The sequence below is a fragment of the Psychromonas arctica genome, assembly GCF_038155225.1.
Classification (GTDB): Bacteria; Pseudomonadota; Gammaproteobacteria; order Enterobacterales; family Psychromonadaceae; genus Psychromonas; species Psychromonas arctica_B.
In genome coordinates, this window is record NZ_JBAKBA010000011.1 from 29,371 (window position 1) to 51,132 (window position 21,762).

Sequence of the window (21,762 nt, forward strand, 5' to 3'; positions counted from 1 at the left end):
TCGATATACACCTAATGAGGTTTTGTTGCCTTTGGTAATACTTCTATTATCTAATTAGATTTTTAAAGATAAAATACTTCTTATTTTACTTATCTGAGAAGATTTTTTATCCTATTTTTATTTTAGTATTTCCTCAATGATTGAAACCACCAGCAACTATTTCAGATATGGCACTTTATATCTATTGTCTTTTTTGAATCAACATCTTCGCTAGCTCAAACTTTCCGTTATTTCAAAATATGAAATATTATCTTCGTAATTTTAGGTTTTTTCCTGACTTTTTTATTTATAAAATATCGCGCTAAAAATCATGATTGAACTTTATTTGATCTTTATAGACTTAATCTTTTATATGACATTGATAATCGTTATCAGTTTTTTGATGTGTAAGTTGTAGACATTAGAAAAGTTATATAGAAACTTTGGTTGTTGTTAAGCCTTAGTTTTATTTTTATCTCTGAATTTTAAAGGCAACTATTCAAAGCGAAATTTGCTGTTAAAAGTTTAATTTTACTAATTAGTCTTATCATAAGACTTTATTGATTAGGTACTTTTAAATGATGAATTTTCGGTATTTATTGATGGCAAATATGAGGAGGTTTTGATCAAAAAAGGTGAAAACCAACCTTATATGAGTTCACTTTAAAAATGGATAATAAATTAATTTAAAGGAAATATTATGAATCATGTTTTAAATAACCAAACAAAAGGAGTATTTAAGAGAAGTTACTTATCTTTAGCTTTGTTACTAGGAATGACGACAATGGCCAACGCTGCCGTTGAACCATTAACCGTTACTGGAAACCAAGTGTTAGCAGGTGGAGAAAATACTAGCTTTGCCGGTCTTAGCTTATTTTGGAGCAATACAGGTTGGGGAGGCGAAAATTTTTATACTGCTGATATCGTCAATAGTGCCAAGTTAGAGTTTGGTGCCAATATAATTCGTGCTGCTATTGGGCATAGCACAGATTACAGCGGTAGCTTGAATTATGATTGGGACGCTAATATGGAGCGTCTTGATACCGTTGTTAATGCTGCAATTGCAGAAGACATGTACGTTATTATTGATTTACATAGCCATAATGCACATACAGACCAAACAACGGCGATCGCCTTCTTTGAGGAAGTTGCTGCCAAGTATGGTGATTACGATAATGTTATTTATGAAATTTACAATGAGCCGCTAAGTGTTTCTTGGTCTGATGATATTAAACCTTATGCTGAAACTGTCATTGATAAAATTCGCGAAATAGATCCTGATAATTTGATTGTCGTCGGAACCCCGACATGGTCTCAAGATGTAGATGTGGCTTCTAAAGATCCTATCGATCGTACTAATATTGCTTACACGTTACATTTTTATGCAGGTACTCATGGCGAGTCATACCGAGATAAAGCACAAACGGCTTTAGATAATGGTATTGCTTTATTTGTGACGGAATGGGGAACGGTAAATTCCGATGGCAACGGTGGTGTCAATACATCAGAAACTGATGCTTGGATGACGTTCTTACAAACAAATAATATCAGCCACGCTAATTGGGCTCTGAATGATAAAAATGAAGGTGCATCAATCTTTACCGAAGGCGGTGACTGGGATTCTTTAACTGACTCTGGCATCAAAGTAAAAGAGATCGTTCAAGGTTGGGATAGTAGTACTCGTTCAGCTGACAGTGCAGAAACAACAGAGAGTACTGACACTGATGAGGAAACAACTGATACAATAGACAGTACTGACACTGTAGCAGATAGTACCGACACAGTTGATAGCATTGATACAGTGACGACTGTTAATGTTAATTGTTCTAGTATCAATACTTACCCTGATTGGGTTAAAAAAGACTATTCAGAAGGATCGTACACGCATAATGAATCTGGAGATACGATGCAATACAGTGGTAATGCCTATACTGCTAACTGGTATACGAATAGTATTCCAGGAAGTGACGCATCATGGACAATGACAGGCAGCTGTAGTTAGTCTTTATAAAGTAAGTTTATTCTTTATTGCACTTAAGCTTTAAGTCGTTAAGTGGAAACTGACTTTAGGGAAGCAGGTGATAGTTAAACACTCTGCTTCTCATTAGTCGACTTATCAAAGTGGATTTATGGTTATTTTACATTATTTTAAAGTTCAGTTACAAAACTCATATATTGCTTAATCTCACCTATCACTGCTTTTTCCATTAATTGAGCTGTTTCTATTACGTAAGGCTGACTAAAACGAATGTCCCATAAGTCAGACTCTTTACGCCAATGCTCATATATCACTAATGTATCTTCTTGGTTTTCTACTGTATATAAATCAAAGAGTAGGTTGTCTTGTTCTTGTTGACGAGTTTGCGTTATATGAGCTTCAAACTGAGTTAGTAATTCTGCTTTATAGTCTGTGTCTATTTTTAAAATACAGAACATAATAAATAATTCATCTTCAGTGTTAACTGTTTTAGGATTTTTTTCGAAAAGAGGGGCTGGTGTTGTGCCATTTAAGTAAAATATTTCTGGCGCTTTCTCACTGATTGTTGGTAATGCATCAAGTAATGCTTTTGTGTATTGTTGTGTTGAGTGATGGTCTATTGCACTTTGATTATCGAATCGTTCATAGGCAAAAAATATATTAGGTAAATTCTTATCTTGATATAAGCGCATTTCCAATAAACCGGCTTCATTTTTTGACCCTTGTTTATCATCTTCAAGCAGTGCTTTAAATAATGCGATATGAGTTGGTTTTATATCAAACTTAATGACTTGTACGATCATTTTAATTCCTATTTTTGGCGAGAATACTTTATTTTTATGGATACGGTTAAAGGGACTGTAGTCATAAATAGTCTGTCGTTATTTTTTTGTTGTATTGCTCATTCAATGAAAATTTATTTTGCTTTATGTTAACGAATAGGAAAGAGTGAATAGAACCAATGAATATGGATGATATTATCCATAGTCAGCTTCATTTTGAGCGATAAATTGTCTTATCTTTAACGTGAGGGTACAGATGATTCAATTTAAAAAAATAAAATAATGGTTAATTAATAGCGGTAGTAAAACCATAAAGAAACTAAATTGTTATTTTTAAATTCTATTAACTTATGACAGGATATCACCATGGAAACCTTATCAATCATATTGGTCGCTTTAGTCGCAGTTGAGCATCTATACATATTAATATTAGAGATGTTTTTATGGGATAAACCACGTACACAAAAAGTATTTGGTATTAAAAAAGAAGATATTGAAACGACTAAAGTGATGGCTGCCAACCAAGGCCTTTATAACGGTTTTTTATCTACAGGTTTATTCTGGGGATTACTACACCCTGACTCAGTGATGGGCAGTCAAATTCAAATCTTCTTTGTCTTATGCGTTATTGTTGCAGCCTTATACGGGTCGTTTACCGTTAAAAAATCTATTCTTTTAGTGCAAGGCTTACCTGCTTTATTAGCTTGCACTGCGTTAATGTTAGTTTAATTTCTCGCTGGTGGATTAACCATAAGATGTTTTTAATGATCTGTTCTTAATTAACTGTTTTTAAAAAGAATGAGAGTTTAAAATGAAAAAGATATTAGTCTTTATTGTTATTGGAATTGTGATTGCATTTTATCAGTGGTCATTTAATAACAGCAATGTTTCTGCCTCTGTTAAAGATTCAAAGGTAGTCGCAGATAATAACGTTACTGCTAGCTCCACTAATGAAAGTGCTGAAGTGGCTTATCAAAATAGGCGTAGTGATGTCCAAGTCAATGGATCAGGCACTGTTATTAAGTTATTAAACGATGACAATAAAGGCTCTCGTCATCAGAAATTTATTTTGCGTTTAGGCTCAGGACACACTATTTTAATTGCACATAATATAGATTTAGCACCACGTATTAATTCAATTTCACAGGGTGACCAAGTTGAGTTTTATGGTGAATATGAATGGAATGATCGTGGTGGTGTGGTTCATTGGACACACAGCGACCCTAATGGTTACCATGTTGGTGGTTGGTTAAAACATCAAGGTAGAACTTATCAATAGTGTAAAGCCTGTCATTAATATTGTTTTTTTTATTGTTTATTGGCAATAAAAACATCAAGCTCAATTGTTTAATGTCATTTCAACAATAAGGGATTAAGTGGATACTCAACGTTATGACATTATTTTAAATATTCAAAATTATAATGAATGTGTTGCTTTCTATCGCGATGTTTTAGACCTTAAGGTTATGTTTTCAAAAATAGAAGGTGATTTTAAACTGACTTGTGTAGAATTTGGCTCTGGGTATTTGATGATAGAAACAAAGGGCTTTGCAGAGCCTAATGGAAAATCAATCAAAGCTTGTCCATTTAAATTACGGTTTAATGTGGCGGATATTCATGCCGCAATGAAAAGAATGAAGCATTTCGGAATACCCACTGAATTGATAGAAAGTGAGTGGGGTTCTACAATTAATATTTACGATCCTGATGGTAACCGTATGGGTATTAGAGATGAAACTAGTTTCAACCGTCAAATTAACGTTCAATAAATATTAAATATAAAACTTAAGGTTACTAATATGTCTACAATCTCAGGTAGTTGTTTATGTGGAAAAGTGTCATTTGAAAGTGAAGATGACTTTAAAAAATTCCACCTTTGTCATTGTATTCAATGTCAAAAAGCCACGGGATCGGCTCATGCGTCTAATTTATTTACAGCGCCAAAGAATATTACATGGATAAGTGGTTTAGACTCCGTTAAACGTTTTGATGTACCTGGTCGTGCAATCTCTAGCGCTTTTTGTAATAACTGTGGTAGTAATGTGCCATATATCTCGCGTACTAGGAAAGCATTGGTTGTCCCTGCTGGGAGTTTAAATGGTTCTCCCAATATAGAACCAGACAGTCATATTTTCTGTTCAGAGAAAGCAAGTTGGTATGACAAAGCTGTTAATGCCAAAACATTCGATAAATTCTCTCAATAAACCATCTTTAAAATTCAAATAAAAAGAATCTTATAATAGAGGTTCTTTTTATTCATAAGTTTGAATGCTGAAGCTACCTATTAATTAACGACTTAATCTTTAAATAATTACTGCAGACCTTTAAGAAAATACTCTAATCTGTTGATTATTTTGACTGTACTTTTAAATCATTAATTTTCTTATTATTTATCAATGCTTACCTATCTCTTTATATTTAAAAAAACGGCTACATATTTAGTTAACCATTTAATTCATAGCCGAGTTAGTAGACCTTTTCATAGCCTAATGCATAGCTCAATTCATCGTTTAATACTTAGCACATTAAAATTAATGATAATAATTATCAAATAGGGTGGATTTATCTTTTTAATTAAATAATAATGATTCCTATTACTTTTGGTGTTTGGTTGAAATGGGAAAAATTATGCTGAATTACAATTGGGAATGTTTAACGAAAGAAGCGATTAACGCTTATTCGAATCATGCTTTTGATGATGCTGTTAATTTAAATAAACAAGCATTATCGCTATTAGAAGTTTCATTTGATGATGATTTTAACCGTGATGCGGAATCAACGATTGCTGCGGCCACTGTAAGTTTTTTAAACCTTGCTGAATCTTATACGGTATTAGGCGAGTTTGTATTAGCCAATGCCCAGTATGAAAATGCAATTCACTTTCTTCAAGTTGCGATGATGCGATCAGATGTAAACGACCAACAATACAGCATTATTATACGTACTCTCACTCGTATTCGTTGCGAGTGGCAACTGTTTAGCCAAAGTCATTTCTCTGCATTACCTGTGCAAAATAACCCTTTAATGGAAACATTTTCAAATGTTGTTTCTGCTCCTAAAAAAGCAATACGTCATTAATGCTCCATTCACCTAGTTAAATGTCTTCTAAAACAATATAAATCATTTTTATCACTGCCTTCAAAGAAGGTGTTTTACGTTAAAACCAAGGAAGAAAATATGAAAAAAATATTTAATCATTCAATTATCTTAAGCTTAATGTTGGCTTTCAGCCAAGTAGTTCAAGCACACCCAGGTCATGACCATGCACATTGGGCAAGTAATTCTATTCATCTCCTTACTGTTGCTGCTATTGCTTCAGTGATTGTCGCTGGACTCGTTTATAAACAAGTTATTCGTCGTCGTAAAAACGTTTCTACTATTTCTACTAAAGGAGAATAAGCATGTTACATAGCCTGATTAAAAATATTGATAAAATGCTTAACTTTAAAACAGCACAAGCGCATTGTGATATTCCATGTAAAATTTATGATCCATCAACAGCGCAGCTTGCCGCGTTAAGTTGTGTTCGTTTAATGGACCTAATAAAAGAAGTTGAAGATAAAGGCACATTGAATGTCGCAGACTATGCGCAGGTTGCTCGTTTAGTGAATGAGAAAGAATCTGCTAGCACAGAAGTAAAAGAAGCGATTCGTATTATTTGGGGCGACTACTTTAAAGCACCACAATTTGAACAGTTACCTAATGCACATCAACTTACTCATAGCATTATGTTACAAGCATCAAAATGTAAGCAAAGCATTGATAGAGAAGAAGGTGAGAAGCTAGTCTGTTTAGTCAATGAATTTGCAGCTGCTTTTTGGTTAACTAAAGGTGTAGCAACTTATAGCGCTGCTTGTCCTTACCCTCCAATGTTGGAAACGGTTTACCCTGACTTAAAAGGTTAAATTAAGAGGAGGGGTTTAACCGTATTAAGGACTGTAAGTCTTTTTACTTTATCTAGGCCCCTATTACTTATGTAATGCAATTGGGATTATTTAAGTTCACTGGAGTTGTTATGTTTAGCATGATTAAAGTACAAGGAACAAGTATGGTTCCTCGTTTACAACATGGAGATTTTGTTTTTATTAGTCATTGGCAGCGCTCCTTAAAAGTAGGCGATCTCGTTGTTGTTGATCATGCTTTATATCGATTCATTATTAAGAGAGTTGTCGAGATTGATTGTAATGGATTACTTTGGATTGCTGGCGAAAATGAAAGTAGCTTAAAACCAGAGGAGTTGGGATGGATTATACCCAATAAATTAGTAGGTAAAGTTCTTTTTTGTATTTGTGCGAATAAAAAATTTAGGCCTTTATTAAGAGAGGATAAAACCCATACTAAACCTCGTTAATATTAGACTATTGTAAATGGTTCTTTTAACCATCACTTTTAACTGCTGCTATTTGCTATTTTTTATTATCGATTAATTTTAATTATATATTTTCCTATCATGGTATTTTTATCTGCAAGTAAACTTTTTTTAATAAAAACACTCTATCAGTTCATTCATAGCGACTTAAATAGATCTTTAGATTGCTCATGCAAAAGTAATCTATCACAATACACGCCTGTGAAGTTTTAATAAAACTTACCCTATTCTTATCGGTAGAATGACTGATACTCTTTTCAATAACTATAAAATGGATGACATAGTGAAAAAGAAAATAACTGCTTTAATTACCTTCGCTACATTAATAGCGATGCCTGCTTTGGCTGCTTCGCCCACACCAGAAAAATTAACTGTTTATACCTATAGCTCATTTGCATCTGAATGGGGACCGGGTCCTAAAATTGAGGCTGCATTCGAGAAGTCTTGCCAATGTGACTTGGAGTTCATTGCTTTAGATGACGGTGTCACTATATTGAATCGCTTGCGTTTAGAAGGGAAAAGTAGCGAAGCGGATATTCTATTAGGGCTGGATGATAGCTTGATGGCAACGGCTAAGAAAACCGGACTACTTGATAAACATAATATTGATTTAAGTGCGGTTAATGTAGAGAATGGATGGAAAGATAATACATTTGTTCCTTTTGATTATGGTTATTTCGCTTTTATTTATAATAGTGAAAAATTAAAGAATCCACCTAAAAGCCTTAAAGAGTTAGTTGAACAACGCGATGATCTTAATATTATCTACCAAGATCCGCGCACTTCAACACCAGGTTTAGGTTTAATGTTATGGATGAAGTCAGTCTATGGTGAAAAAGCCAATGAAGCTTGGAAAAACTTAGCAGCCAAAACTGTTACGGTAACTAAAGGCTGGTCTGAAGCATATAACATGTTTTTAAATGGAGAGGCGGATATGGTGTTGTCATATACTACGTCTCCTGCTTATCACATCATTGCTGAAGGCAAAGAACAGTATGTTGCTGCAAGCTTTAGTGAAGGACATTACAGACAAACAGAAGTCGCGGCGATAGTTAAAAGTAGTCAACATAAAAAACTAGCAACACAGTTTATGAATTTTATGTTGAGTGATAGTTTCCAATCTCAAATCGCAACAGGTAACTGGATGTATCCTGTGACTGATGTGTTACTGCCTACTGAGTTTGATCAATTAACCTTACCTGTTAAAACGCTTTCATTTCCAAGTAAAGAAGTCGCTAAAAATCGTAAAGCATGGACGAGAGAATGGTTAATTTCATTAACAGATTAACCATTATCATTATATAGAGAGACTTTGAGTGTGGTAATAAAACAGATAAAACGTGTCCAGATTCCTGGCATTTTACTGTCGATCGGTATTTTTACTTTTGTATTGATGGCAGTGACTGCATTATTAACACACTCTTCTAGTTTAAATATTACTGATATATGGACGGATGCTTATTATCGGCATATTACTGTATTTAGTTTTTATCAGGCCTTTTTATCGACGCTATTAAGTGTCGTGTTAGCTATCCCCATTAGCCATGCGTTATCTCGACGTGAGTTTTGGGGGAAAACCTTATTACTGAAACTATTTGCTACTACCTTAGTCTTGCCCACTTTAGTTGCCGTATTTGGGTTGCTTGCTATTTACGGTAACAGTGGATTATTAGCCTCTTTTTTTGCCTATTTTAACCTTAAATTACCTTTTTCTATTTTTGGGTTAAACGGCATTTTGTTGGCGCATGTCTTTTTTAACTTACCTTTTGCTTGCCGTTTATTTTTACAGGCATTAGGTTCTATTCCAGATAAACAACATCAGTTAGCGATTCATTTAGGATTAAAAAATTGGTATAAATTTCGTTTCGTAGAATGGCCTTATATTCGTGGGCAATTACCACATATTGCAGGGTTGATTTTTATGCTCTGCTTTACCAGTTTTGCGACGGTAATGGCATTGGGCGGCGGTCCTAAATCCACCACCATTGAGCTCGCTATCTATCAGGCTATAAAGTTTGATTTTGACCTTCAAGTTGGGGCATTACTGGCGCTCTGGCAAATTTGTTTATGTGCAGTATTAGCCGTATTTATTCAGAAAATATCAGGCTCTGTATTATTAAGTAGTAACTTCCATAGTACTAAAAATACATTTATACATGACTCAGTATTCTCTCGTTGTTGGGACTTTAGCTGGATAATTTTAACTGGGTTGTTAGTGCTACCGCCGCTATTCATGGTGTTAATATCGGGTATTAATTTCAAATTTTTTGTCGTGTTAAGTGATATTAACTTTTGGTACGCATTTAAAAATTCATTATTGATTGCTTTTTTTGCAGGGCTCATTGCTGTGTGTTGTGCTTTTTTTATTTTATTAGCCAGTCGCCAATGGCGTTTAATAGGGCTTAACGGGCGAGCTGACAAAATTGAAATGTTAGCGACCATTATATTAGTGACGCCGGGGCTTGTGATCAGCACGGGCTTATTTTTGTTGCTACGTGAATTTGGGAGTTTATCTGCAATGTCGCTGTATATTGTGATTGCTGTAAATGCCTTGATGGCATTACCCTTTGCTTTAAAAAGTCTAGCGCAACCTATGTTACAAAATGCTCAAAAATATGAGTTATTGTGTGCTAGCTTAGGTATTTTTTCATTAAATCGATTTTATTGGGTTGAGTGGAAGTCATTGAGAAAACCAATATTACAAGCGTTATGCTTAAGCTTTGTGCTTTCAATAGGGGACTTGAGCGCCATTGCTTTATTTGGTAGTCATTCCTTTAGTACTTTGCCACTATATCTTTTTCAGCTTTTAGGCAGCTATCAAATGGAATCGGCAGCCGTTGTTGCGTTGGTTTTGTTAGTATTAAGTGTTGGTGTCTTCATTGTGGTTGAAAGTGTCTTTAAAGAAAAAGTCGTTAAGGTAAAAGAGTAGACCATGATTGAATTTTCGAAGGTAAATTATAATTACCAACAGCAGCAATTTCATTTTAATTTACAAATCAAGCAAGGTAGCCTAGTTGCTATTTTAGGGCCTAGTGGGACCGGTAAAAGTACCTTATTGAATTTATTAGCGGGGTTTATTTCGCCTATTGAAGGAGATATTAAAATAAATGAACAGTCCATTTTAAAGCAAGCACCTTATCAACGCCCACTCTCTATTTTATTTCAAGATAATAACTTATTCACTCACCTGTCTGCTTATGACAATATCGGTTTAGGCTTACACCCAGGCTTAAAGTTAACAGACCAACAAAAAGAACATCTAAAAACCGTCGCGTTACAAGTTGGTGTAGAGGAATTACTGACGCGTTTTCCTGCAGAGCTGTCTGGTGGTGAACAGCAACGCGTTGCTCTGGCGCGATGTTTTGTACAAAATAAACCGATTTTATTACTTGATGAGCCTTTTTCGGCATTAGATCCGATATTGAGAGTCGCCATGTTAGAACGAGTGCAATCTTTAGCAAAGTCAGAAAATGTAACTGTATTAATGGTGACGCATCATATTGAAGATGCATTAGCTGTCGCTTCTGATTTTATTTTTGTTGATCATGGAAAAGCACTCACTGCTGAAAGCATAGATCAACTTAAAGTGACTCATCCAAACAAGCATTTAGCACATTTTTTAAGTGCGCAGGTAGGTCGTATTCATTCCATTGAATAGCCGCTCTTTTTACAAAACCTATAAGTAGTGCTTTATGAATGTTGTCATAAACCTATTTTATCTTTTTGGGCTTTTGTGTCTTTATTTCCTAATCACAATTTTTCTTGGTATTAGCTCTAATCCAGCTTGATAGCGTTTAGCAGACGCATTCAAACCCAATGCTAATGCACTATCCGCAATCAGTTCGAATTGCTGTGCTAATGAGTTAATTTTAATCGGTAAGAAGTCTAATAAACGGTTATCACCAAAGGTGCCTAGTTTGACCGTTTTCATCAGTTCAGGTTGCTCAATAAGCACATCTAAAATACCTTCTAACATAGTATAAGACGTGACAATAATGGCATCGGGTATCTTGTCTTCTTTTAACCATTGTTTAAAAACAGCTTTACCCGATTCACTATTAAAGTGTTCTCCATAAATTGAAGTACAAGTTATCCCTTGTTTTTTAGCTTGAGCTTCAAACCCTGCATGACGTTGGCGAGAGATATTTAATGTAGGCAAAGCACCAATCAAACCAATCGATTTAATATTCTCTGTAATGACCGACCCCGTTAACTCGTAAGCACCATCAAAATCTTCACTAATAACACATCCAAAATGTTCATCATCTAATGCACGGTCGAGTGCAATAATAGGTGTGCCTTGTTGTTGTATTTTCAGATAATAATCGCTGCCATCAGGTAAAGCACTGGCAACAAAAAGTGCATCAATTCGGCGACTTAATAATGCTTTTACTAAGTTTTTTTCTGTTTCAGGATCGTCATCAGAACAGCCAATAAGAATTTGATATCCGGCCTTACGAGAATTACATTCCAATAATTTAGCCAGTTTTGTATAACTGCTATTTTCAAGATCCGGAATGATCAAACCAAAGGATCGGCTGCTACCAGCACGAAGAGCAGAAGCTGCATGGTCAGGGCTATAGTTATGTTCATTAACCACCGCCATTACCTTCAGTTGGGTTTTTTCACTGATTCTATATTGCTTAGCTTTACCATTAATGACATAGCTTGCAGTGGTTTTTGATACGCCTGCTAATTTGGCAATGTTATCTAATGTCACGGTCAAGATCCTTATTTATGTCGACAAGATCAAATTAATGGAAGTCTATTTTGTTTAGTATTTGCATTGTATGCTGAATCGATTCACTATAAAAGCTGAAACGATTCAGTAACACTTAAAGTTTATAATAATTGAGAGCAATATAACCTATCAATTATTGGTTTATAAATTTAATAAGTACTTGCTGAACTTTTTTTTGAATGATTTGCTGAATCGATTCAGTAAGTTATTAAGTAATTGATAACTCATTAATATAGCGAGAGGTTAAGACCGATGCTGACACTAACTAATAACGATATAACCTTACAACAAAGTGCTGCTGATAAAACCACAGCCATTAAAGCGATTGCTAAGCAACTGACTGATAATGATTTAGTAGCTGATCAATATGTCACAGGTATGCTTAACCGAGAAAAACAAAATTCAACGTTTTTAGGTAATGGTATTGCGATTCCACATGGCACAACAGATACACGAGATTTGGTGAATAAGACCGGTGTTGTTGTACACCATTTCCCTGAAGGTGTGAATTGGGGTGATGGGAATATAGCTTATGTCGCGATTGGTATTGCTGCTAAGTCTGATGAACATTTAGGTATTTTAAAACAATTAACTAAAGTGTTATCTGCTGATAATGTAGAAGACAAATTAAAACAAGCTCGAACCAAAGAAGACATTATTAAGTTATTGAATGGCGAAGTGCAGTTTGAAGCTGATTTTTCACCAGCATTAATACAATTAAACTTCCCTGCGACTGACATGATCCAAATGAGCGCGGTTGCTGGTGGGTTATTAAAAAATAGTGGCAATGTTGAAAATCAATTTGTTGCTGAATTAGTGACTAAAGAAGCTACACACTTAGGTATTGGCTTATGGTTAGTCAGTGGAAATAAAGGCGTTAAACGTTCTGCAATGTCTATTTTAACGACTAACGAAACCTGTGAGTTTAAAGGTTTGCCTGTAAAAGGTCTGATTGCTATTGCGGCATGTAATAGTACACACAGTTCATTGTTAAGCACCATTAGTCAGTTAGTCTTTGGTCAACAACAAACAAAAATATTGACTTCAACTACGGCGGAATTAGTTGAGTTGTTTACAAGTTCAACTCAACAAATGGTTGGTGATGAAGATAACGTAGCGACATTTAAAATTAACAATACGCATGGTTTACATGCTCGTCCAAGTGCGATGTTGGTAGCTGCCGTGAAGCAATATAAATCCACAATTAAAGTTTCAAATATTGATGGCGAAAATAAATTTGTTGATGCTAAAAGTTTAATGAAGGTCATTGGTTTAGGGGTTAAGCATGGCGACTCATTGCAATTTAGCGCTGACGGACCTGATGCTAAAGAAGCATTAGTGGGCATTGGCGAAGCTATTGTTTCTGGCTTGAGTGAGGGATAAACAATGAGCGACCAACAGACTATTATTCATAATCAAGATGCCACTGTTCATAATAAAGTGGTCACTATTACATTAAACCCAGCATTAGATTTAACAGGGAGTTTAGATACCTTAAATATTGGCTCAGTAAGTTTAGCGAATAAAGGTTCACTACATGCCGCAGGCAAAGGCGTTAACGTTGCAAAAGTCCTTTCTGATTTAGGTGCTGAAGTGACGGTAACAGGTTTTTTAGGACGTGATAATGAAGCATTATTTTGCACATTATTTAGTGAAATGAATGCTCAAGATGAGTTTATCCGAGTTGATGGTTCAACCCGTATTAATGTCAAATTAGTTGAGCAAGATGGGCAAGTTAGCGATATTAATTTTCCTGGTGTGGAAGTCTCTGAACAAGCTATCACTGAGTTTGAAACTTGTTTATTTAAGCTAGCTGAAACGCATCAGTTTTTTGTGCTTGCAGGAAGTTTACCTAAGGGTATTTCACCTGAATTGTGTGCAAGTTGGATAGAAAAACTGCATCAACTTGATAAGAAAGTAATCTTTGATAGTAGTCGAGCGGCCTTAGCGGCAGGTTTAGACGCACATCCTTGGTTAATTAAACCGAATGACGAAGAGTTATCTGAATTTGTTGGGCGTGAGTTAGAGACGCCTGAAGCATGCCAACAAGCAGCGCAAGATTTAGCGAGTAAAGGTATTGAAAATATCGTTGTTTCATTAGGGGCTAAGGGTGTGATGTGGTTGAGTAAAGACGACCAAAATGACGCGTTATGGCGCTATGCTCAACCACCTAAAATGAATGTCGTGAGTACGGTTGGGGCCGGCGATACCTTGGTGGCAGGATTTTGTTGGGGGTACATGAAACAGTGGCAAGCAGAGCAGACGCTCTCTTTTGCGACAGCACTCTCCGCTTTAGCTGTGTCGCAAGTCGGTGTCGGTGTACCAAGTGTTCAAGTCGTAACTGATTTACAAAAACAGATCACTCACAGTAACCCTATTTCAACAAACGTATAAACGCGTTAATAACTTATTTAAGGATTGAGTATGAAAAATATAGCCATTGTAACTGCATGCCCAAGCGGCGTTGCAAACAGTATTATTGCGGCTGGTTTATTAAAGCAAGCAAGCGATAAATTAAATATTAATGCTTTAATAGAGTGTCAATCAACAGTCTTACCCGTTGAAGTGTTATCGGCTGCCGATATAGAAGCTGCTGAAGTGATTATTATTGCGTCAAATAGTGATATCGACACAACACGTTTTATAGGTAAAAAAGTGTATCAAGGTGTGATTTCTAATTGTACTGAAAACCCACAAGTCTGGTTAGAGAGCGCTGTTAATGATGCTCAAATACTAACGGTCGATAAAGCAAGCAAAGGGGCTGTTGTTAATATAAGTACAGCTGATAGTACTACTAACGAATCTAGTGCTAAGAAAATTGTCGCTATCACAGCTTGTCCAACTGGGGTTGCTCATACTTTTATGGCTGCTGAAGCATTGGAAGTTGAGGCTAAGCGTCAAGGGCATCGCATTAAAGTTGAAACTCGTGGTTCGGTCGGTGCAAAAAATCAATTAACTGATCAAGATATTGCTGATGCAGATTTAGTGATTATTGCTGCTGATATTGAAGTGTCATTAGACCGGTTTAATGGCAAACGTCTATACAAAACAAGTACTGGTTTAGCACTTAAAAAAACTGAACAAGAGGTGACAAAAGCATTTGCACAAGCGACGGTTTTTCAAGTAACGGGCAACGCAAGTTCTCCTCAAAATGAAGAGAAGAAGGGCGTATATAAACATCTTATGACAGGTGTTTCACATATGCTTCCTGTTGTTATTGCGGGTGGTTTATTGATTGCACTGTCGTTTGTATTCGGTATTGAAGCTTTTAAAGAAAAAGGCACCATCGCAGCAACCTTAATGGATATAGGTGGTGGTGCTGCGTTTGCGTTAATGATTCCAGTATTAGCAGGTTTTATTGCCTTCTCAATTGCTGATCGTCCTGGTTTAGCACCTGGTTTAATCGGTGGTATGTTAGCAAGCCAATTAGGTGCGGGTTTCTTAGGGGGTATTGCGGCAGGTTTCATCGCAGGTTATGCGGCGAAATTTATTGCTGATAAAGTGTCACTTCCACAGTCAATGGAAGCACTTAAACCTATTTTAATCATTCCTTTTGTCGCGAGTTTATTTACTGGCTTAGTGATGATTTATGTTGTCGGTGGTCCCGTTGCAAGCATTATGGCGGCGTTAACTGAGTTCCTAACCAACATGGGGTCAACTAATGCTGTTCTGCTAGGTATCGTGTTGGGTTGTATGATGTGTTTCGACTTAGGTGGTCCAGTGAATAAAGCGGCATACACTTTTGGTGTGGGTCTATTAGCTTCTCAATCATACGGTCCGATGGCTGCGATTATGGCGGCGGGGATGGTACCTGCACTAGGAATGGGATTGGCAACATTCCTTGCGAAGAAAAAATTCATTGATAGCGAACGTGAAGCCGGTAAAGCCTCATTTGTGTTAGGTTTATGTTTTATTTCTGAAGGTGCTATTCCATTTGCAGCAAAAGACCCGATGCGTGTTATCCCTAGTTGTATGGCAGGTGGGGCATTAACAGGTGGTCTTTCAATGTTGTTTGGTGCTCAATTACTTGCGCCGCACGGTGGTTTATTTGTCTTGTTGATTCCTAATGCTATCTCACCGGTCTTACTGTACTTAGTAGCAATTGCAGCTGGAACCGCGGTGACGGGCTTTACTTATGCTTTCTTGAAAAATAAAGAGGAAATGAAAGAAGCTGTTGTTGTTTAATCTGTATTTAAGCAAACTTGACAATAATAAGTTTAGATTTGATAAGCCTAGTTAAAAGTTAAAAGCGGAATAATAAAAAGGGAGTTTACGATATTAATCGTAAACTCCCTTTTTTATAGCGTTACTTTTAGTTTATAACGTTATTTTGAGGTTATAACTTTATTCTAAAATATTACTTATCTTCCTGGTCTAAAACAGCAATATTTTTATCAGATACTAATGGACCTGTCTGATGTAGAAATTCATTATCGTCATCATTGTTATCGTGATCTGAAATAAAGTTCAGCAGACAACTACTGTAATTTGCTTCAGCTTTAGCGAGATGTTTACCATCATCACTGCGTATTAAAATAGTATCACCAGCAGAGAATTCGCCTAATACTTCAACTATTTCATTACTGGTTAATTGATCGCTGTTTTCATCAAGCGGATATTCAAATCCATCTCCAATAACCACTTCACCTTGTGCTCTCGACGTATGCGTCATCCAATGTAAGTCTTCTTCCATTGGTTTTGCATAAGGGGCAAATACAGTACCGGGGTTATTACCAAGTATTAACTGCTCAAATGAACTTTCTTTAAAGCCATTGATAATATAGGTTGTTAGACCGTGAGAAGTGGCTTTCTCAGCAGCTTCTATTTTAGTTTGCATACCGCCAGTACCAACACTGCTGTGTGCGCCACCAGCCATATCATAAATACTCTGGTCGATAGTATTAACGTTTTTAATCATCACTGCATCGTCATGAGTATGCGGGTTTTTATTATATAAACCATCGATGTCAGAACAAATGATCAGCGCATCAGCATCTGCTGCCGCTGCTACCATTGCTGATAAATTATCGTTATCACCTACTTTTAACGCATCTGTCGTTACTACATCGTTTTCATTAACAACGGGTAAAATACCATGTTCAAGTAATGCGAAGATAGTTTCACGAACACTGTCGTATCTTTCTCTATCTTGGAAATCACCATGTGTTAATAAAATTTGTGCTGATGGGAAATCAAAGAATCGATCCCATGCTGCCATCATTTCATTTTGTCCGGCTGCCGCCATTGCTTTTTTAATTGGGAGAGAGGGCTTTTCGATATTACCAAAAAAGTGTGCACCTGCGGCAACTGACCCTGAAGAGACAAGAATAACTTCTATTCCCATATCTCTGCATTGTAATATAAATTTGGCGATATGTAATAAGTAGCGTGAACTACAACCTTTTCTTTCTGGTGCAATTAGTGCGCTACCGACTTTAAGTACAATTCGATTCCATTTATGATTTTTCATATTTTCTCTTTTAACTTTACTGCATTACTCTTTTTTTATGCACAACATTAACCGCAAGAGTAAAAAGCGATTTGCTGTATAAATAACTGTTTTTATTAATTAAGTGTGGGAACTGGTCGATCTAGGAGGGGGAAGGTTTGTTGATATATGATAATTTCTCATGAGAGCCATTACTCTACGTCCTGCCTTACTAAGTTGATTTAAAGATGGTTGATTTAAAGATGAATCACATAAATAAATACAATTATTTATCATGTAATTAACATAGTGTAACATAATTACATTTTTATTTTGATTGTTTTTTGCTCGAATAAAATAGACTGTTTTGATTTGTAAAAGTTCAGTCATTATTTAAGAGGCGCTAAGTGCTTTATTTTAATGCAATCTATGCTTTATTTTTACTCGTATTAGTTTGAATAACAACTTATTTAAAGTGACATATTCTTTATAGATAGTGTTGAATAAATACGGTAATATCAATTTACGTTATTTAATGATCAAAATAATTAACGACTTAAAACAAGTTAACGCCATTTCAAGTATTAATTATTGGCATAATGAACCGTTAATAATAATCGCATCACTATTATGCTTTACCTAAACAGGCACTCGTCTTTAGTCGTGATCTCTATATCTGAAATTAATCACCTACGTATACCTATCTATACACCTTTATCTACATATTCTTATCTATAGTATTTAGCTATTGATCCAATCGAAACTAACAATTTCACCTATTAAGTGATTTGTTACATAATGCTTTCCATGGACTCGCAGAGAGTCTAAATAGTAATTATTTAACTCACTTATTAGGAATAACAAAATGATCAACTCTAAACTTAAACCATTCAACGCAACTGCTTTTAAACAAGGTGAATTCGTAGAGATTTCTGAAAAAGACGTACTAGGTAAATGGTCTATCTTCTTCTTCTACCCAGCTGATTTTACCTTTGTTTGTCCTACTGAATTAGGCGATGTTGCTGACCATTACGAAGAGCTACAAAAACGTGGTGTTGAAGTTTTCTCTGTATCTACTGATACTCACTTCACTCATAAAGCATGGCACGATAGTTCAGACACAATTGGTAAAATCAACTACTTCATGGTTGGTGACCAATCAGGCGCTATCACAAACAACTTCGGTATGATGCGTGAAGGTCAAGGCCTTGCAAACCGTGGTACGTTCTTGATGGATCCAGAAGGTGTTGTACAAGCACTAGAAGTAACTGCTGAAGGTGTTGGCCGTGACGCTGAAGACCTAATGCGTAAAGTTAAAGCTGCACAATATGTTGCTGCTCACCCAGGTGAAGTATGTCCTGCTAAATGGAAAGAAGGCGAAGAAACACTAGCTCCTTCACTAGACCTAGTAGGTAAAATCTAAGTCTAAAAAAACTAAGCAGTTTAATTATTTTAATGACTTAACTGCTTAGTAATAAATAGACCTTGGCCATGTCGCTGAGGTCATTTAAAAATAGATTTTTATAAAGCCTTATTGACGAGAGAGTCGATTTTTAAATTAACCCAAATTGCTCATTACGTTTTTAACTAAGCGTAAATAAACACAGCCAAAAAATATTATAAAGGTACCGTTATGTTAGACCAAAATATGAAAGCTCAATTAAAAGCATACTTAGAAAACTTAAAAACAGAAGTGCAGCTTGTTCTTAGCTTAGACGATAGTGAAACCGCTAAAAAATTACAGGCTTTAGCAACTGATATTGCTTCATTGCACGAAAAAGTAACGGTTATTGAAGATGCTTCGGCAAGTACTCGTCAGCCTATTATGCAAGTAGTTAATCCAACTAAAAATACTGCTATTGGATTTGCTGGTTTACCTATGGGACACGAATTCACATCATTAGTATTAGCGTTACTACATAGTGGCGGACACCCTATGAAGATTGATGCTGAAGTGATTGAACAAGTAAGAAATTTAGAAGGTGAATTTAACTTTGAAGTCTTTATTTCTTTAAGTTGTCAGAATTGTCCTGATGTAGTGCAAGCACTAAACATGATGGCGGCGATTAACCCTAATATTAAAGCAACGATGATTGACGGTGGTGCATTCCAAGCTGAAGTCGCTGAACGTAACATCATGGCAGTACCAAGTGTTTACTTAAATGGTGAAGTTTTTACCCAAGGTCGTATTACACTAACTGAAATCTTAAGCAAAGTTGATACTGGCGCAGCGAAAAAACAAGCTGCGGCATTAAATGAAAAAGAACCGTATGAAGTATTAGTGGTTGGTGGCGGCCCTGCTGGTGCATCAGCTGCAATCTACGCTGCACGTAAAGGTATTCGTACTGGTGTGGTTGCTGAACGTTTTGGTGGACAAGTAATGGATACCATGGCGATTGAAAACTTCATCTCTGTAAAAGAAACACAAGGTCCTAAATTAGCTGCTGCACTTGAAGAACACGTTAAAGAATACGACGTTGATATCATGAACGAGCAACGTGCTGGCGCAGTGGTTGCCGCGGAAAAAACAGAAGATGGTTACATTCATGTTGAACTTGAAAGTGGCGCTATCTTAAAAAGTCGTAGTGTTATTCTTTCAACGGGTGCTCGTTGGAGAAAAATGAACGTACCAGGTGAAGAGGAATACAGCAACAAAGGTGTTGCTTACTGTCCTCACTGTGATGGACCATTATTTAAAGGCAAAAAAGTAGCGGTTATTGGTGGCGGTAACTCAGGTATCGAAGCGGCGATAGACTTAGCGGGCTTAGTTGAGCACGTTACAGTATTAGAGTTTGCAGATACATTACGTGCTGACCAAGTACTAGTAAATAAAGCAAACAGCCTAGGTAACGTAACTATTATCAAAAGTGCGCAAACAACTGAAGTGATTGGTGATGGGACGCGTGTTACTTCGCTTAAATACCTTGACCGTGTCAGTAATGAAGAAAATGAAGTTGAGCTTGCAGGTATTTTTGTTCAAATTGGTTTAGTACCAAACAGTGATTTCTTAAAAGACAGTGGTGTTGCTTTATCACCACGTGGTGAAATCGAAGTGAATGCAAAAGGTGAAACTTCATTACCAGGTGTATTTGCCGCAGGTGACGTAACAACGGTACCTTACAAGCAAATTATTATTGCAATGGGTGAAGGTTCAAAAGCAAGTCTAAGTGCCTTTGACCACTTGATCAGAACACCAGCTCCTGTCGCTAAAGTTGCAGAAGTTGCTTAGTTTATAGTTATAAATAAGTAATACGATTTTTGTTATAGCTCCTCTTTTAGCGAGGGCTAGTATTAGCAGCAGGCCAAACACTTAATGTGTTTGGCCTTTTTTTGTTGTTTTGATATTAGGTAAGTGTCTGAATTTTTTACACTTTAATAGGTGTTTTTTTTATTCTTTATCCTTTTGGGTAAGTAACTTGTTGATATTTAATTGTTATTTTGTTTTGGAATGAACCTTGCTTCTAACGCATTGAAAAATATAACTTTAACTACAAGGAACGTAAAATATGGCTAAACTGTCTATTAATAAATCATACAAAGTCGCTTTTGTTAGTGCATTTTCTTTATTTCTATCTAATGTTCATGCTACTGCAATTGAAGGTGTAGGTACTTATACTTCAGTGGGTAATTATACTAATTGTCCATCATATTGTAATGGCAGTTCTCGCTCTTCTGACTACAACGATGATGAAGGACAAACGGAATCTTATACTAGCCTAGGTGTTAATGGGTACGGAAGTGGTCAAGCGTACTCTTCTTTTGTTAGTGATTCATTTCTGCCATTATTGCGTGTAGAAACGAGTGCTATTGCACACTCGAGTACTAGTGCCACTGCATTTGCAGTACAAAACTTCACTAATACGGGTACTGAAACAAAAACAGTTGATTTGAATGTAAATCTTCATGGCTCAGTTAGTGATAATGAATCAGGTTATGCCAATAATTACTTAGGTGCATCTATTGCTGTCCTCAGTGGTACTTCATTAGATTGGTATCCAAGCTACGCCACGTTAGTGTATGAAATTGGCCAACCATTGTTAAGTCCTATGTCGCTTTATATTAGTGATGGTTTGGATGTAAACGTTTTTGATACTATTAGTTTTGATATAGAAGCTGGTGAAAGTTTTTTTATTGTGTCAAATATGCTTGCTGGAGCTCAAAATGGTTACGCTGATGCATGGAGTACTTTGAGCATGAGCTTTTTAGATGGTTCTAATTTAGAAGCTGCTTTGCAAGTGGCTACCTCCCCAGTTGACGTTCCTGAGCCAGAAACTTTATTCTTGTTAGGCCTTGGGTTAATTGGTTTGCTATTTAAAAAGCAAAATAAGTAAATGTAGATCTGAGAAATAAAAGTTAAGTATTAATAAAGCAAGACTAATGATATTCAATAAGTGAAATAGATCAGTTAATTATACCAATCTAAGTAATTATCTAGTCATTTATGCTTGTTAAAATGAATGCTAGCTTCGTTGTTGATTTTGTAAT

21 protein-coding genes are annotated in these 21,762 nt (G+C 36.0%); 18 read left to right on the plus strand and 3 right to left on the minus strand.

Features of this window, described 5'->3' with window-relative positions; all coding sequences use genetic code 11:
* Positions 1 to 679: 679 nt before the first annotated feature.
* Entirely contained in the window at positions 680 to 1,981 is a 1,302-nt protein-coding gene (locus tag V6255_RS06440; protein ID WP_341627411.1) for a cellulase family glycosylhydrolase, read from the plus strand.
* 146 nt (positions 1,982 to 2,127) lie between these two features.
* Here V6255_RS06440 and V6255_RS06445 read toward each other — a convergent pair whose 3' ends face one another.
* Complete coding sequence (locus V6255_RS06445) at positions 2,128 to 2,760, minus strand: putative quinol monooxygenase (RefSeq protein ID WP_341627412.1); 633 nt, start codon at positions 2,758 to 2,760, stop codon at positions 2,128 to 2,130.
* 345 nt (positions 2,761 to 3,105) lie between these two features.
* Here V6255_RS06445 and V6255_RS06450 point away from each other — a divergent pair, with 345 nt between their 5' ends.
* From V6255_RS06450 to thiQ, 11 genes are all read left to right on the plus strand, one after another.
* Positions 3,106 to 3,468 (plus strand): DUF1304 domain-containing protein, encoded by a 363-nt coding sequence (locus tag V6255_RS06450; protein ID WP_341627413.1) that lies wholly within the window; start codon positions 3,106 to 3,108, stop codon positions 3,466 to 3,468.
* A gap of 82 nt (positions 3,469 to 3,550) precedes the next feature.
* Complete coding sequence (locus V6255_RS06455) at positions 3,551 to 4,018, plus strand: DUF3465 domain-containing protein (RefSeq protein WP_341627414.1); 468 nt, start codon at positions 3,551 to 3,553, stop codon at positions 4,016 to 4,018.
* Positions 4,019 to 4,115: 97 nt separating this feature from the next.
* Positions 4,116 to 4,508 (plus strand): VOC family protein, encoded by a 393-nt coding sequence (locus V6255_RS06460; RefSeq protein ID WP_341627415.1) that lies wholly within the window; start codon positions 4,116 to 4,118, stop codon positions 4,506 to 4,508.
* Between the two features lie 30 nt (positions 4,509 to 4,538).
* Complete coding sequence (locus V6255_RS06465; RefSeq protein ID WP_341627416.1) at positions 4,539 to 4,943, plus strand: GFA family protein; 405 nt, start codon at positions 4,539 to 4,541, stop codon at positions 4,941 to 4,943.
* Positions 4,944 to 5,367: 424 nt separating this feature from the next.
* Entirely contained in the window at positions 5,368 to 5,817 is a 450-nt protein-coding gene (locus V6255_RS06470; RefSeq protein ID WP_341627417.1) for a hypothetical protein, read from the plus strand.
* Positions 5,818 to 5,916: 99 nt separating this feature from the next.
* Complete coding sequence (locus V6255_RS06475) at positions 5,917 to 6,138, plus strand: hypothetical protein (RefSeq protein ID WP_341627418.1); 222 nt, start codon at positions 5,917 to 5,919, stop codon at positions 6,136 to 6,138.
* A 2-nt stretch (positions 6,139 to 6,140) separates the two neighbouring features.
* Complete coding sequence (sodN, locus tag V6255_RS06480) at positions 6,141 to 6,644, plus strand: superoxide dismutase, Ni (RefSeq protein WP_341627419.1); 504 nt, start codon at positions 6,141 to 6,143, stop codon at positions 6,642 to 6,644.
* A 74-nt stretch (positions 6,645 to 6,718) separates the two neighbouring features.
* Entirely contained in the window at positions 6,719 to 7,090 is a 372-nt protein-coding gene (locus tag V6255_RS06485; protein WP_341627420.1) for a S24/S26 family peptidase, read from the plus strand.
* Between the two features lie 301 nt (positions 7,091 to 7,391).
* A complete protein-coding gene (gene thiB, locus V6255_RS06490) occupies positions 7,392 to 8,396 on the plus strand; it encodes a thiamine ABC transporter substrate binding subunit (RefSeq protein ID WP_341627421.1) in 1,005 nt (334 codons plus the stop codon).
* A 30-nt stretch (positions 8,397 to 8,426) separates the two neighbouring features.
* A complete protein-coding gene (gene thiP, locus V6255_RS06495; RefSeq protein ID WP_341627470.1) occupies positions 8,427 to 10,037 on the plus strand; it encodes a thiamine/thiamine pyrophosphate ABC transporter permease in 1,611 nt (536 codons plus the stop codon).
* A 3-nt stretch (positions 10,038 to 10,040) separates the two neighbouring features.
* Positions 10,041 to 10,766, plus strand: coding sequence for a thiamine ABC transporter ATP-binding protein (thiQ, locus tag V6255_RS06500; RefSeq protein WP_341627422.1), 726 nt, complete (start codon positions 10,041 to 10,043; stop codon positions 10,764 to 10,766).
* A gap of 81 nt (positions 10,767 to 10,847) precedes the next feature.
* On the opposite strand, the gene cra is transcribed toward thiQ, so the two are convergent.
* Positions 10,848 to 11,828, minus strand: coding sequence for a catabolite repressor/activator (cra, locus tag V6255_RS06505; RefSeq protein WP_025565051.1), 981 nt, complete (start codon positions 11,826 to 11,828; stop codon positions 10,848 to 10,850).
* Between the two features lie 273 nt (positions 11,829 to 12,101).
* Here cra and fruB point away from each other — a divergent pair, with 273 nt between their 5' ends.
* Genes fruB through fruA form a run of 3 tightly spaced genes read left to right on the plus strand, consistent with a single transcriptional unit; the run spans position 12,102 to position 16,034 of the window.
* Entirely contained in the window at positions 12,102 to 13,232 is a 1,131-nt protein-coding gene (gene fruB / locus V6255_RS06510; protein WP_341627423.1) for a fused PTS fructose transporter subunit IIA/HPr protein, read from the plus strand.
* Between the two features lie 3 nt (positions 13,233 to 13,235).
* Positions 13,236 to 14,243, plus strand: a complete 1,008-nt coding sequence (gene pfkB, locus V6255_RS06515) for a 1-phosphofructokinase (RefSeq protein ID WP_341627424.1) — start codon at positions 13,236 to 13,238, stop codon at positions 14,241 to 14,243.
* 30 nt (positions 14,244 to 14,273) lie between these two features.
* The gene (gene fruA / locus V6255_RS06520) at positions 14,274 to 16,034 is read left to right on the plus strand and encodes a PTS fructose transporter subunit IIBC (RefSeq protein ID WP_341627425.1); all 1,761 of its coding nucleotides are present in this window, start codon (positions 14,274 to 14,276) and stop codon (positions 16,032 to 16,034) included.
* A gap of 172 nt (positions 16,035 to 16,206) precedes the next feature.
* Here fruA and proB read toward each other — a convergent pair whose 3' ends face one another.
* Positions 16,207 to 17,319 carry a glutamate 5-kinase gene (gene proB / locus V6255_RS06525; protein WP_341627426.1) on the minus strand — a complete coding sequence of 371 codons (1,113 nt, stop codon included), beginning with the start codon at positions 17,317 to 17,319 and terminating at the stop codon, positions 16,207 to 16,209.
* An 823-nt stretch (positions 17,320 to 18,142) separates the two neighbouring features.
* On the opposite strand from proB, the gene ahpC reads away from it, so the two are divergent.
* The 3 genes from ahpC (at position 18,143) to V6255_RS06540 (ending at position 21,608) form a co-directional block, all read left to right on the plus strand.
* Complete coding sequence (gene ahpC / locus V6255_RS06530) at positions 18,143 to 18,700, plus strand: alkyl hydroperoxide reductase subunit C (RefSeq protein WP_025565046.1); 558 nt, start codon at positions 18,143 to 18,145, stop codon at positions 18,698 to 18,700.
* Between the two features lie 210 nt (positions 18,701 to 18,910).
* Positions 18,911 to 20,506 (plus strand): alkyl hydroperoxide reductase subunit F, encoded by a 1,596-nt coding sequence (gene ahpF, locus V6255_RS06535; protein ID WP_341627427.1) that lies wholly within the window; start codon positions 18,911 to 18,913, stop codon positions 20,504 to 20,506.
* Positions 20,507 to 20,783: 277 nt separating this feature from the next.
* Entirely contained in the window at positions 20,784 to 21,608 is an 825-nt protein-coding gene (locus V6255_RS06540) for a PEP-CTERM sorting domain-containing protein (RefSeq protein ID WP_341627428.1), read from the plus strand.
* Positions 21,609 to 21,762 lie beyond the last annotated feature (154 nt).